This window comes from Streptomyces sp. GS7, from assembly GCF_009834125.1.
Classification (GTDB): Bacteria; Actinomycetota; Actinomycetes; order Streptomycetales; family Streptomycetaceae; genus Streptomyces.
In genome coordinates this window covers 1,746,796-1,759,466 of record NZ_CP047146.1, presented here as the reverse complement: position 1 = coordinate 1,759,466, position 12,671 = coordinate 1,746,796, and the positions used below count along the sequence as shown (strand labels likewise).

General features: G+C 72.5%; 13 protein-coding genes. 3 read left to right on the top strand and 10 right to left on the bottom strand.

Going from position 1 to position 12,671, the window contains the following annotated elements:
• Window positions 1-53 precede the first annotated feature (53 nt).
• Window positions 54-1,070 carry a sugar kinase gene (locus GR130_RS07405; protein WP_159503963.1) on the top strand — a complete coding sequence of 339 codons (1,017 nt, stop codon included), beginning with the start codon at window positions 54-56 and terminating at the stop codon, window positions 1,068-1,070.
• A gap of 25 nt (window positions 1,071-1,095) precedes the next feature.
• Window positions 1,096-1,311, top strand: coding sequence for an FmdB family zinc ribbon protein (locus tag GR130_RS07400; protein ID WP_159503962.1), 216 nt, complete (start codon window positions 1,096-1,098; stop codon window positions 1,309-1,311).
• 4 nt (window positions 1,312-1,315) lie between these two features.
• Here the strand turns inward: GR130_RS07400 and GR130_RS07395 are convergent, their stop codons facing one another.
• The 4 genes from GR130_RS07395 to GR130_RS07380 form a co-directional block, all read right to left on the bottom strand.
• Window positions 1,316-1,975, bottom strand: a complete 660-nt coding sequence (locus tag GR130_RS07395; protein ID WP_159503961.1) for an O-methyltransferase — start codon at window positions 1,973-1,975, stop codon at window positions 1,316-1,318.
• A gap of 108 nt (window positions 1,976-2,083) precedes the next feature.
• Complete coding sequence (locus tag GR130_RS07390) at window positions 2,084-2,905, bottom strand: HAD family hydrolase (RefSeq protein WP_159503960.1); 822 nt, start codon at window positions 2,903-2,905, stop codon at window positions 2,084-2,086.
• The gene (locus GR130_RS07385; protein ID WP_159503959.1) at window positions 2,902-5,409 is read right to left on the bottom strand and encodes a phosphoribosyltransferase; all 2,508 of its coding nucleotides are present in this window, start codon (window positions 5,407-5,409) and stop codon (window positions 2,902-2,904) included. Before GR130_RS07385 ends, GR130_RS07390 begins: the two co-directional genes overlap by 4 nt.
• A 106-nt stretch (window positions 5,410-5,515) precedes the next feature.
• A complete protein-coding gene (locus GR130_RS07380) occupies window positions 5,516-6,688 on the bottom strand; it encodes an HpcH/HpaI aldolase/citrate lyase family protein (RefSeq protein WP_159503958.1) in 1,173 nt (390 codons plus the stop codon).
• A 220-nt stretch (window positions 6,689-6,908) separates the two neighbouring features.
• Here GR130_RS07380 and GR130_RS07375 point away from each other — a divergent pair, with 220 nt between their 5' ends.
• Window positions 6,909-8,018: a TerD family protein gene (locus GR130_RS07375; RefSeq protein ID WP_159503957.1), complete on the top strand. Its 1,110-nt coding sequence runs from the start codon at window positions 6,909-6,911 to the stop codon at window positions 8,016-8,018.
• Between the two features lie 56 nt (window positions 8,019-8,074).
• Here GR130_RS07375 and GR130_RS07370 read toward each other — a convergent pair whose 3' ends face one another.
• The 6 genes from GR130_RS07370 to GR130_RS07345 all read right to left on the bottom strand — a co-directional run bounded on the left by GR130_RS07370 (window position 8,075) and on the right by GR130_RS07345 (window position 12,623).
• The gene (locus tag GR130_RS07370) at window positions 8,075-8,812 is read right to left on the bottom strand and encodes a TerD family protein (RefSeq protein ID WP_159503956.1); all 738 of its coding nucleotides are present in this window, start codon (window positions 8,810-8,812) and stop codon (window positions 8,075-8,077) included.
• Between the two features lie 99 nt (window positions 8,813-8,911).
• Window positions 8,912-10,090: a DUF475 domain-containing protein gene (locus GR130_RS07365; RefSeq protein ID WP_159503955.1), complete on the bottom strand. Its 1,179-nt coding sequence runs from the start codon at window positions 10,088-10,090 to the stop codon at window positions 8,912-8,914.
• Between the two features lie 52 nt (window positions 10,091-10,142).
• Window positions 10,143-10,718, bottom strand: coding sequence for a TerD family protein (locus GR130_RS07360; protein ID WP_159503954.1), 576 nt, complete (start codon window positions 10,716-10,718; stop codon window positions 10,143-10,145).
• Window positions 10,719-10,834: 116 nt separating this feature from the next.
• A complete protein-coding gene (locus GR130_RS07355; RefSeq protein WP_159503953.1) occupies window positions 10,835-11,410 on the bottom strand; it encodes a TerD family protein in 576 nt (191 codons plus the stop codon).
• Window positions 11,411-11,588: 178 nt separating this feature from the next.
• Window positions 11,589-12,047, bottom strand: a complete 459-nt coding sequence (locus GR130_RS07350) for a peroxiredoxin (RefSeq protein ID WP_159503952.1) — start codon at window positions 12,045-12,047, stop codon at window positions 11,589-11,591.
• 147 nt (window positions 12,048-12,194) lie between these two features.
• Complete coding sequence (locus tag GR130_RS07345) at window positions 12,195-12,623, bottom strand: DUF3052 domain-containing protein (RefSeq protein ID WP_159503951.1); 429 nt, start codon at window positions 12,621-12,623, stop codon at window positions 12,195-12,197.
• Window positions 12,624-12,671 lie beyond the last annotated feature (48 nt).

Sequence of the window (12,671 nt, the reverse complement as noted above, 5' to 3'; positions counted from 1 at the left end):
CGGCAGCGGCAACGACGGCAGCAGCAGCGGCAGGAGACCGGGGGGAAGGTGCGATGCGGAACGGCGCGGAACCGGACGACGCGATACGGGGCGACGCCGGGAGGTCCGGCCCCGCGGTCGGACCGGACGTCCTCACCTTCGGGGAGACGATGGTCGCCCTGCGCGGCAGCGGCCCGCTGAGGCTCGGCGGCACGATGCAGGTCTCCATCGCGGGCGCGGAGAGCAACGTCGCGATCGGCCTGGCCCGCCTCGGGCACGACGTCCACTGGTCGGGCACGGTCGGCGACGACGAGGCGGGCCGGCTGGTGCTGCGTACGCTGCGGGCCGAGGGCGTCGGGGTGGGCGGGGCGGCGACCGACAGCGGCGCGCCCACCGGCCTGATCCTCTTCGAGCCGCGGCTGCCGGACGTGACGCGGGTGCACTACTACCGCACCGGTTCGGCCGGCTCCCGGCCCGGCGCGTCCGCGATCGAGCGCGCCTTCGCCACCGCCCCGCCCCGCGTCCTGCACCTGACCGGCATCACTCCGGCGCTCGGCCCCACGGCCCGGGCGACGGCCCGGCGGGCGCTCCAACTGGCGTGCGGGCACGCCACGCTGGTCTGCCTGGACGTCAACTTCCGCGCCCGGCTCTGGACCGCGGACGAGGCCGGCGCGGTGCTGCGCGAGTGGCTGCCCTCCGTGGACCTCGTCATCGCCTCCGACGACGAGCTGCCGCTGTGCCTGCCCGGACCGCCGGGCGACCCCGGCGAGGGCGCGGCGCGGCTGCTGGACCTCGGCGTCCGCGAGGTGGTGGTGACACACGGCGCGGCCGGGGCGACGGCGTTCACCGGCACCGGCTCCCGCCACCGGCCGGCCACCCCGGTCCGGGCGGTGGACCCCGTGGGCGCCGGCGACGCCTTCGTGGCCGGCTACCTCTCGGCGCTCCTGGACGGCGCGGACCTCGCCGGGCGCCTGGCGCGGGCCGCCGCCACCGGCGCGTTCGCGGTCGCCTCGGCGGGCGACTGGGAGGGCGCGCCCACCCGCGCGGAGCTGGGCCTGCTGGGCGCGCCGCCCGGCACCGTCGTGCGGTGAGCGGCACCGCGGATAACCTGTGGCCATGCCTCGTTACGAATACCGGTGCCGCCCCTGTGGCTCCACCTTCGAGCTGAACCGGCCGATGGCCGAGTCCTCCGCCCCGGCCGTCTGCCCGGAAGGCCATGAGGACACCGTGAAGCTGCTCTCCACGGTCGCGGTCGGCGGTTCCGCCGCCGCGCCCGCCCCGGCTCGCGGCGGCGGGGGCGGCGGTTGCTGCGGCGGCGGCTGCTGCGGCTGAGCCGCTACCGCCGGCGCGCCAGCGTCAGCCCGTCCGCCACGGTGAGCATCACCGACTCCATGCGCCGGTCCTCCCGGACGTGGTCGTTGAACTCCCGGATCGCCAGCGCCGGTCCGGTCGCCGCCGGGTTGGTGACCAGGCCCCGGTACAGGACGTTGTCGGCGACCAGCAGGCCGCCGGGCCGCAGCCGGGGCACCAGCTCCTCCCAGTAGGCGATGTAGCCGCCCTTGTCCGCGTCGAGGTACACCAGGTCGAGGTGCGGCTCGGGCGGCATCGCCCGGAGGGTTTCCAGGGCGGGCGCGATCCGCAGCTCGATGCGGTCCGCGACGCCCGCCGCCGCCCATGCCTCCCGGGCGTACGCCGTCCACTCCTCCGACACGTCGCAGGTGACCACCGTGCCGCCGCGCGGCAGCGCCTGCGCCATGGAGAGCGTGGAGAAGCCGGTGAACGTCCCCACCTCGACGACGTGCCGCGCCCCGGTCAGCCGGACGAGGAAGGCCAGCAGCGGCCCCTGCTCCGGCGCCGACTGCATCCCCGCCGCGCCGGGGAACCGCTCGTGGGTGAGGTCCACGAGGTCGCGCTGCGCGGAGTCCAGCGGCGGATTGTGCGCAAGGACGTAGTCGTACAACTCCGGTGTGATCGGCGTGTTCTTGGACTCGGCCACCAGCACTCCTCCTGATCCCGGGCGGCGGTCCCGGCCGGTGCGGACGGGCAACGGCACGGCGCCACGACGACCTAGGAGGCTAGCGGAGCGCCGTCCGTGCCGACGGCTTCAGCCGTCGCTCCGCGAGCCACCGGCGGCGGCGCGGAAGGCCCGTACGATCTCCTCGCCCGCCGCCGCCCCGCGCGCCTCCAGCGCGGTGACATGGGGCGCCTGCCAGCCGGCTGCGGCCAGTTCGCCGTGGCCGGGCCGCCAGCCCCGGTCCGCCGCCAGCAGCAGGTCGGCGTCGAGCAGCGAGTCGCCGGCCGCGAGGATCTCGGCGGCACCGGTGCGGCGGGCCACCTCGGCCACCGCGGCGCTCTTGGTGAGCGGCTTCGGCACGGCGTAGATCTTGCGGCCCTGGAGGGACACCGTCCAGCCGCGGGCGCCGGCCCAGTCGGCGAGGTCCGCGACCCAGCCGTCCGGCAGCAGCGTCCGCTCGACGACCAGATAGACGAAGAGGTCCTCGGCGACGCGTTCCTTGCGGAGCCAGGCCGGGTCGGCGGTGCGGGCCAGGTGCCCGCGGATCTCGTCCAGCGGGGCGCACCGCGCCGCGAGCCGGGCGGCGACCGTGCGCCGCCAGTCGGGGTCGGACTCGCCCCGTACGAGGAGGTGGCCGCCGTTGGCGCAGACGGCGAACTCCGGGGGCGGGCCGGGGAGATGGATGCGCCGGTACTGCTCCCGGGTGCGGGTGGTGGCCGGTACGAAGGTGGCGGTGGCGGCGACGTCGGCGAGCAGCACGGCGGCCGTCTCGGTCATGTAGGACAGCGGTGCGCGGTCGTGGACCTCGACGCAGAGCAGCCGCGGGGCTTCGGCGTCGGGCTGGGTGAGGTCCAGTGCGGCGGCGGAGTAGATCAGGGTGCGGTCGAGGTCACTGGCGACGAGTGCGGTCATCGGGAGGCCACCGCCGTGCCGTCCGCGCCGGTGGCCCCGCGGGTGTAGCGGGGGTGGATCAACCCGACGCAGGTGTAGGGGAGTTCGTCGACCTCTTCGACGGGCACCCCGCGCTGGCCGGCGAGCAGGCGCACATGGTCGAGGTCGGTTCCGGCGCCGCGCCGCGCGAGGATCTTCCAGGGGACCCGGCGCAGCAGGACCCGGGTGGTCTCGCCGACGCCGGGCTTCACGAGGTTGACGTCGTGGATGCCGTACTCCTCGCTGATCCGCTCGACGGCCGCCCAGCCCGCCCACGTGGGGGTGCGGTCGGTGGCGGCCAGTTCCGCGACGTCCGCGGCGACCGCCCCGGTGACCTCGTCGAACCGCGCGCCGACCGAGTCCAGGAAGGCACCGGAGACATCGCTGCCGGCCAGGTCGCGGTAGAACTTGGCGCCGTGGAAGTCGTCGGGTCCCACCAGGTCGGCGCGCAGCACGGTGCGCGATATCAGCCCGGAGACGGTGGAGTTGAGGCAGGCGGACGGGATGAGGAAGTCGTCGCGGGTGCCGTAGGTGTCGACGCAGCCGCCGGGGTCGGCGAGCACCGCGAGCCGCGGGTCGAAGCCCGGGACGCCGGGGAGACCGGGGAAGTCCGCCAGGGCGCGGGCCAGTTCGCGGGCGATGGCGCCCTTGCCGGTCCAGCCGTCGACGAAGACCACGTCCGCCGGGTCGTGCCGGTCGGCGAGCCAGCGCAGGGCGGTGGTGTCGATGCCCCGGCCGCGGACGATCGAGACGGCGTAGTGCGGCAGGTCCACGCCGTGTGCGTGCCGGGCCCAGCGGCGCATCAGCACGCCGACGGGGGTGCCGGCCCGCGCCAGGGACACGAGCACGGGGCGGGGGCCGCGCTCCCGGAGCACCGTCTCGGTGACCGTTCCGACGGCCCGTGCGATACGGCCCGCGGAGCTTTCCAGCGCACCGCGGAAGAGCGCCTGGTACGCCTCGCTCGGCTGGTACTCGACCGGCAGCGACTCCGCGTAGTGCGCGCCACCGCTCTGGATGGCCTCCTCGCGCTCCTCGGTGGGCGCTTCGAGGGTGACCGAGGACAGGTCCTGGAGCAGCCAACCCACCTCGTCGGGCGCGTACGAGGAGAAGGCGGGGCCGCGCAGCGGCTCGGGAAGGGGCCCGGCCGGAGCCTGCCGGTGCGGGGTGTAGGCGGGGATGACGGCGAGCAGCAGCCGGTCGGTGTGGGCGGCGAGGCGGTCCAGCAGGCCGCCGGGGCAGTGGAGTTCGGGCCGGTCGCCCTCGGAGTCGACGACCGCCACGACGGCGTCGAAGCGGCGCTCCGGGTCGGTGCCGGGGGCGACGTTGTAGGCGTAGCGCTCCCCGGGCCCGTCCGCCGGCCGGTCGTGGGCGGGGAAGGCCAGCCGGGTGCGTATCGCGTAGCCGGGGTCGTCGATGGCGAGCACCGGGGAGCGGGTGGTGGTCGAGAAGTGCACGGCCCGGTCGCCCGCGCCGCCGCCGATCCGGTCGTCGAGGGCCCCGGCGAGGCGCAGCGGTGCGTACATCAGCTCCTCGTTGCCGAGGACGAGGACGCGGCGGGCGCCCGCCAGGTGCTCGGCGATCCGGGCGGCCATGGCCGGCAGCCCGGCCTCCAGGCGCGCCCGGTGCTCCGGGGTGAAGCCGTGCCGTCCACCGTCCGGCAGCCCCTCGGGCCAGCCGAGGTCGATCCGTACGGCGCCGGCGCCCCGGCCGGACCGCGGCGGGACCGCCGCGGTGCGGGCCACCTCATGGGCGGCGACCAGCTCCCGGCCGCGCGCGAGGACGTCCGCGGGCAGCCGAACGCCGCCCGCGGCCAGGAACACCAGGTCGACGCGGGCGCCCAGTTCGGCCGCGCACTCCGCCAGCCGGTCGCGGTCCCCGGCGGATCGCATGTCGACCAGGGCGACGACGACATAGCGGTCGCGCGGGAAGCGCGCGTGCAGCGCCCGGAGGGTGTTCAGGACCGTGCGCCCGGTGGAGAACTCGTCGTCGACGAGCACCAACGGGCCGCCACCGGCGAGGAGTTCGCGGTCCTCGGGGAGCAGCAGATGGGAGGTCGCATGGCTGTGCTCCTCCTCGAAGCCGCCCACCCGGTCGACGCCCGGCACCGGCCGCCGGGTGGAGTGCAGATACGGTGCCGAGCCCAGCCCGTCGGCGACCGAGTGCCCCAGTCCGGTGGCGGTCTCGGCGTATCCCAGGACGACGGAGCGGGCGGCGGCCTCGTCCCCGAGCAGCGCGCGCACCCGGCGCCCGAGTCCGACGCCGGCGCCGTGGACCACGTCCGGGCGCTGCGGGACGTGCTTGCCGAGCACGTTCGACACCAGGAGGTGGGCCCGCTTGGGGTTGCGGCGCAGCGCCAGCCCGAGCAGTTCGGGCAGCTCGTCCGCGCCGCTCAGCGCGACCCCGAGCCGCCCGGCGACCCACTCCCCCGTCCACACCTCGCGTGCCGTCTCCTCCTCGGTGCCGTACGTACCCTTCGTGCCGCTCATGCCGTTCCCGCCATCCTTGCTGTTCCTGCTGTTCCTGCTGTTGCTGGGCCGCTGTTCCCGCTGTTCCCTCGTCTTTCGCCGCCGTTCCCGCCCCGTCCGCCGCGCCTCAGGCCGGCGGCAGGCTCGCGGTCAGCAGCTCCACGAACCCGACGTCCTCCCGCGCCACGCCGAACGCCGCGGCGCGCAGCAGGGTCCGTTCGGCCCAGGCACGGTGCGGCTTCACCTCGTTCATCTTGTTCGTGTAGGCGGAGCGCAGGACCCCGCCGTCGCCCTGCTCGGGCCGCAGGATGTCGCCGGCGTCGCTGAACTCCTCGTGGCTGACGACCGAGAGGGCGTGCACGGGGGCGACGTGCGAGGGGTGGATGCAGGTCTTGCCCTCCAGTCCGTTCGCCCGGTCGAGCTCGATCTCGCGCAGCAGCCCGTCCATGTCGTGCTCGATCAGCGCGTTGCGCAGCTCCTCGGCCTCCCCCACGAACGGGGTGCGGCGCAGCTGCGGCTTGAACATCCGCTGGTGCAGCCGGAAGTACTCCCACACCGGGCCGGTGACCGTGAAGCCACTGCCGTCCGCGCGGCCGAGGACGTTCACCACGTCGGCGATCACGGAGGCGACGATCTGCACGTCGTACGCGGTCATGTCGGGCGCCCGGCGCAGCCCGTAGGCGGAGCAGAAGTCCGTGACGCCGAGCCGCAGGGCGAGCACCCGGTCGCGGTGGGCGCCGACGGCCCTGGCGATGCCCCGGAGCGTCGCGGCGCGGCTCTCCAGGTGCAGCAGCTGCGGGGATTCGAGCACCGGCATCGCGAACAGCCGCCGCCCGCAGGCGGATTCGGCGGCGGCCAGCTCCTCCAGGAAGGGCGTGCCCCGTTCCTCGGTGAACTTCGGAAGTACGAAACCGGACAGCCTGCGCACGGCGGGCCCCAACCGCCCTACCAGGTCCCGTATTTGGTCCGGTTCACGGACGCGGACGAACAGCAGCGGCAGGTCCGCGCCCGCCTCGGCTGCCGCGTCGAGCAGTCCGAGCTGCCGGACGAGGTTCTCCTCGCCGGCCGCCACGTCCGCGTCTCCTATGGAGTCTTCGAGGCACAGCACCATGGACACGACCCCGCGCCCGGCCTGCTTGAGGACGTCGGCGGCGAGCCGCGGGCGGGTGGCGGGGCTGTAGAGCGTGGCGCCCAGGGCGGCCGCGAGCGTACGGGCCGGGGAATCGGCGGTGAACTCCACCGGTTCCTCGTGGAACAGAGCCTTCCGGATGTCAGGCGCAAGATGCCCGAAGTGACGCATACAACTCCCCGCATACCAGCGGGACCCGGGCACCCCCGTGACGTCTCGCTGTCTGGATCCAGCCGATAATCGTACGTGTGTGGGGGTACCGAAAGTTCCCGCCGCAACGAAATTCCGTGACCCCGGCCCGGCGTCCAGGTGTACGGGCGGGCCGCGGGTCCGGCGCGCGGGCCGGGCCCCCGCGTTGTCGCTGCGAGGTGTGGGAAGGCAGGATTGCCGCATGACGCACGCGATGCTGAAAGGGTCGAACGTACCCCTCGACGCCACGGCGGTACGGGCCGTCCTGCGCTGGACCCCCGGCGCCGACGTCCCCGACGTCGACGCCTCGGCCCTGCTCGTGGGACCGGAAGGACGCGTGCGCTCGGACGAGGACTTCGTCTTCTACAACCAGCCGAGGCACCCCAGCGGCCTGGTCCGGCACCTGCCCAAGTCCCGGCTCGGCGACCACCTCACCGACAGCATCGAGGCGGACCTCGCTCCGCTCGACCCGGCGGTGGACCGGGTCGTCCTCACCGCGTCGTCGGACGGCGGCACCTTCGCGGACGTACCGGATCTGCGTGTTCTGCTGTACGACGCGGCGACGGAGGGCGCCGAACCGGTCGCGGTCTTCGACGTAGTGCCCGACACGGGCGAGGAGACGGCGCTGATCTGCGGGGAGCTCTACCGGCGCGGCGACGGCTGGAAGTTCCGCGCGCTGGGGCAGGGGTACGAGAGCGGGCTGGTCGGCCTGGCGACGGAGTTCGGGATCTCGGTCGACGAGAACGATCCGCCCGCCGGCCGCACGGACCCGCCGGGAGCGGCGGAACCCTCCCCGGCCCCGCCGGACGACGTCCCCACGGAGGCCGTCGAGCGGCCCGCCCCCGGCGCGCCACAGGTCCCCGGACCGGCCACCCCCACCTCCCCGCCGCCCAGCGCCTGGCCCGAAGAGGCCGTCGCGCCGTCGTCCCCGGGGGGCCCGCCGGCGTATCCGGCGGCCGGCCCGGATGCCGTCACCCAGCATGTGCCGGACCGGATGCCGGAGCCGTTCTCGGCCGCCCCGCTGCCCCCGGCCCCCGCGGCACCGCCGCCCACCGCCGGCTACGGCTACCCGCAGCACGTTCCGCCGCCGCCGGCGCAGCCCCCCGCCTACGGCTACCCTGGCCCGCCTCAGCAGCCCCCGTACGCGCCCCAGCAGCCGCCCGCGTACGGCTACCCGCAGCACATGCCGCCGCACCTGCAACCGCCGCAGCCCGCCCCGACGTACGGCTATCCCGTGCAGCAGCCGCAGCCGTTCGCCCCCGACCCGTCGTTCGTACTGCCGCCCCAGGGGCCGCAGTTCCAGCGTCGCTAGGGCAGGCCCCGGCGGCCGGCCGCGGCGGTCAGGCCATGGCGGTCAGACCATGGCGGTCAGACCTTGGACTTGTAGCCGCGGCCCCACTGGAGCCCCCAGCCGTACATCCGGTCGAGCTCCGCCTGGAAGCCGTAGACGTACTTCACCTCGCGGCGCACCGTCAGGCCGTCCTTGCCGTTCTCCAGCATGAAGATGGCGCAGGAACGGGCCTGCGGGGCCCGCTCGTCCAGCTTGACCTCGACCCGCGGTCCGGTGCTCGGGTAGAGCGTCACGACCGCGTGCGTACGGTCGAAGGCCGGGGTCCCGTCGTAGATGTAGACGAAGATCAGCAGCCGCTTGATCTCGTCGCGGTGGTCCAGGTTGACGTACAGCGTCTCGCCGGACCCCGAACCGAACCGGTCGTCGCCGCTGAGCTGGACGAACGGTGGGCCGTTGAGGTCGCCGAGGAAGTCCCCCAGCGGCTGCACCACGCCCTTGGTGCCGTCGGCGAGTTCGTACATGCAGGCCAGGTCCAGGTCGACGTTGACCACGGCCGGCCCCTGCGCCTGCACGACCTCGGGCTTGAACAGCCGCCCCGGATTCCGCAGCAGGCTGCCGGTGCGCTGCCCGCCCCGCTCCATCAGGTCCGAGGTCCGCATCTGCCAGCTCAGGTTGACCCGCAGATGCCCGTTGGCCGCCCCCTGCTTGGTCAGCGAGACGACCGGATGACGCTTCGTCAGCTCGACGACGTACGACGCTCCGCCGCCGTCGAAGGCCGGCGCGTTGCCGCGCCGCCAGTTCCCCAGGAACGACATCTTTCCCACCCCCTTGTCAGGCCCCGCATCACCACGGGGCGGCCGGAGGGTTCGTACCCATGGCCGCCCCGCAGAAAGCGTTCCTCAATCAGCCGTCCGTCACACTCCGGACGTCACTTCCGACTTCGCCGACGACTCCTGCCCTGGCCTGCCCTCGCGCCGGTTGCGCAGCACGGACGAACCGAAGGACAGGGCGATCAGCACGACGCCGACCAGGCCGGTGACGACCTCGTTGATCTCGTACTTGATCGTGACGAGCAGGATGACGCCCAGCGCGCCGATCGCGTAGTGGGCGCCGTGCTCCAGATAGACGTAGTCGTCCAGGGTGCCCTTGCGCACGAGGAAGACGGTCAGCGACCGGATGTACATCGCGCCGATACCGAGGCCCAGCGCCATCGCGAAGATGTCGTTGGTGATGGCGAACGCGCCGATGACGCCGTCGAAGGAGAAGGACGCGTCGATGACCTCCAGGTAGAGGAACATGAAGAACGCGGCCTTGCCGGCCAGGCCCACGGCCGAGCCGCCCCGCTTCCGCGCCGGAGCCGCGTCCGCGCCCTTCCCGCCGCCCCGGGCGCCCTCGGCACCTTGGACCTCGTCGGCCGCGCCGTCCTCGTCGTCCTCGTCGTCCTCCAGCCGGCCCTCGAAGTACCCCGAGACACCGCCGACGACGAGGTAGGTCACCAGACCGCCGATACCGGACAGCAGGACCGTGGTGGTCTTGTCGCCGCCGCCGTGCGCCACGTTGGTGGCCACCGTCAGGGCACTCACCAGCAGGGCGACCAGCGCGACGATGATGGAGAGGGTGTCGAGCTTGCCGATCCGGGCGAGCGGCTTCTCGATCCACCCCAGCCACTTGTAGTCCCGCTCCTCGAAGATGAAGTCGAGGAAGATCATCAGCAGGAAGATGCCGCCGAACGCCGCGATGGCCGGGTGGGCGCTGGTGACCAGTTGCTCGTAATGCGCCTTGTCGTTGATCGCGAGCCTGACCGCCTCGATCGGCCCCAGCTTCGCGGTGATCGCGACGATGACGACCGGGAAGACCAGCCGCATGCCGAACACCGCGACGAGAATGCCGACGGTCAGGAAGATCTTCTGCCAGAAGGCGTTCATCTTGCGCAGGATTCCCGCGTTGATGACGGCGTTGTCGAACGAGAGCGAGATCTCCAGGATGGACAGGATCCCGACGATCGCGAGCCCCTGCCACCCCCAGAGGACACCGGCCAGGCCGAGGCCGAGCACCGTGATGGCGAACGACCAGCCAAAGGTTTTCAGGAGCACTGCCCACCCAATCCTTCGCTGTATGGGTCCCCCGCGCGCGGTGCGCGGCGCTTTACGAAACGTTGACCCCGAAGTCTAGAGCGATGCCCCGCAGACCGGATGCGTACCCCTGCCCCACGGCCCGGAACTTCCATTCGCCGTTGTAGCGGTAAACCTCGCCGAAGATCATCGCCGTCTCGCTGGAGGCGTCCTCGCTGAGGTCGTAACGGGCGAGTTCGCCACCGTCGGCCTGATTGACGATCCGGATATAGGCGTTGCCGACCTGGCCGAAGCTCTGGCCGCGCAGATCGGCTTCATGGATCGAGACCGGAAAGACGATCTTGTCGACCTGCTCCGGAACCAGCGTGAGGTCGACGAGGACCGTCTCGTCGTCGCCCTCGCCCTCACCGGTGAGGTTGTCGCCCGTGTGCTCGACCGAACCCTCGGGGCTCTTGAGGTTGTTGTAGAAGACGAAGTACTCGTCCGCCAGGACCCGGCCCTCCCGGCACAGCAGCGCGCTGGCGTCGAGGTCGAACGGCGCTCCCGTGGTGGACCGCGCGTCCCAGCCGAGCCCGACGGTGATCCGTGTGAGATTCGGCGCGGCCTTGGACAGGGAGACGTTGCCCCCCTTGGCGAGTGTGACGCCCATCGTGTTCGCTTCCTCCCCTGTGTCGGTAGGGGACGCGGCTCACGCCCCCTGAAGCGCGTCCGGCGCCGTACTCCCCGCTGCGGGGCGTACGGCGCCGGACGCGGTGCAGCCGTCGGTCAGACGTTGACGCCGAAGTCCTGCGCGATACCGCGCAGCCCCGAGGCGTAGCCCTGGCCGATGGCGCGGAACTTCCACTCCGCGCCGTTGCGGTAGAGCTCGCCGAAGACCATGGCGGTCTCGGTCGAGGCGTCCTCGCTCAGGTCGTAGCGCGCCAGCTCCTTGCCGTCGGACTGGTTGACCACGCGGATGTAGGCGTTGCGGACCTGGCCGAAGCTCTGCTGACGGGTCTCGGCGTCGTAGATCGACACCGGGAACACGATCTTGTTGACGTCGGCCGGGACCCCGGCGAGGTTCACCTTGATGGCCTCGTCGTCGCCCTCGCCCTCACCGGTGGTGTTGTCACCGGTGTGCTCGACCGAACCGCAGGGGCTCTTCAGGTTGTTGAAGAACACGAAGTTCTGGTCGCTGGCGACCTTGCCCTGGTCATTCGTCAGCAGGGCGCTGGCGTCGAGATCGAAGTCCGTACCGGTGGTGGTACGCGCGTCCCAGCCCAGACCGACGAGCACGGCGGTCAGATTGGGGGCTTCCTTCGTCAGCGAGACGTTGCCGCCCTTGCTGAGGCTGACTCCCACGAGTCCTCCCATAGATTCGAGGGGTACGTCATGAATGTGCGCCCCCATCGTGCATGGCATCGGATCAACGAATTGATCCTAGTGACGGGTTCCCACCGAATGCGGATACCGCGCGCGGATCCCGAAGGATGTCCGCCCGGTGGGCCGTGGGGCGCCCGGCGCGTGCGGCGCTCGGTGACTAGAGGGCTTCGAGGGCCTTGACGTAGTCGTTCAGGTCGCGGGCGTCGGGCAGGCCGTTGACGACCGTCCAGCGCACCACGCCCTCCTTGTCGATGATGAACGTGCCGCGCACCGCGCAGCCCTTGTCCTCGTCGAAGACGCCGTACGCCCGCGACGCCTCGCCGTGCGGCCAGAAGTCCGACAGCAGCGGGTACTCCAGCCCCTCCTGCTCGGCGAAGACGCGCAGCGAGAAGGGGGAGTCGTTGGAGACGGCCAGCAGCTGGACGTCGTCGTTGGCGAACTTCGGCAGCTCGTCGCGGAGCGCGCACAGCTCACCGGTGCACACGCCGGTGAAGGCGAAGGGGTAGAAGAGCAGGACGACGGCCTTCTCGCCGCGGAAGTCGGAGAGCCTGACCAGCTCGCCGTGCTGGTTCCTGAGCTCGAATTCCGGAGCCTTCGTGCCGACCTCGATCGCCATGGGTGCTTCCCTTCCGCATCACTCTCAACTTGACGCGACCAACCCTACGCGCCGGCCCGAACGCCCGGAGAACCCGGCCTGAACAGGGCCGAGCCCCCTCCGGAACAGGCCGGAGGGGGCTCGGGCGCACACCGTCGAGGGGAGCGCTCAGCGCTTGGACTTGGGGGTGACCAGGCGGCTGCCGGTCCAGTCCTTGCCCGCGTTGATGCTCCGGGTCTGGGACAGGCCCGCGGTCTGGGCGGCTTCGTTGATGTCGCTCGGCTCGATGTAGCCGTCGCGGCCGGTCTTGGGTGTCAGCAGCCAGATCTGGCCGCCCTCGTCGATCAGACCGATGGCGTCCACCAGCGCGTCCGTGAGGTCGCCGTCCTCGTCCCGGAACCAGAGCAGGACGACGTCGGCCACGTCGTCGTAATCCTCGTCCTGGAGCTCCTGGCCGGTGACGGCCTCAATGCCTTCTCGGAGCTCCTGCTCGACGTCATCGTCGTAGCCGATCTCCTGGACCACCTGTCCGGGCTCGAACCCCAGCCTGGCGGCAGGGTTGGTCCGCTCCTCCGCGTGGTCCGCGGTCGCGCTCACGGATTGCCTCCTGTCATGTTTCGGAAATGCTCGGGGACCCCGCGCGTG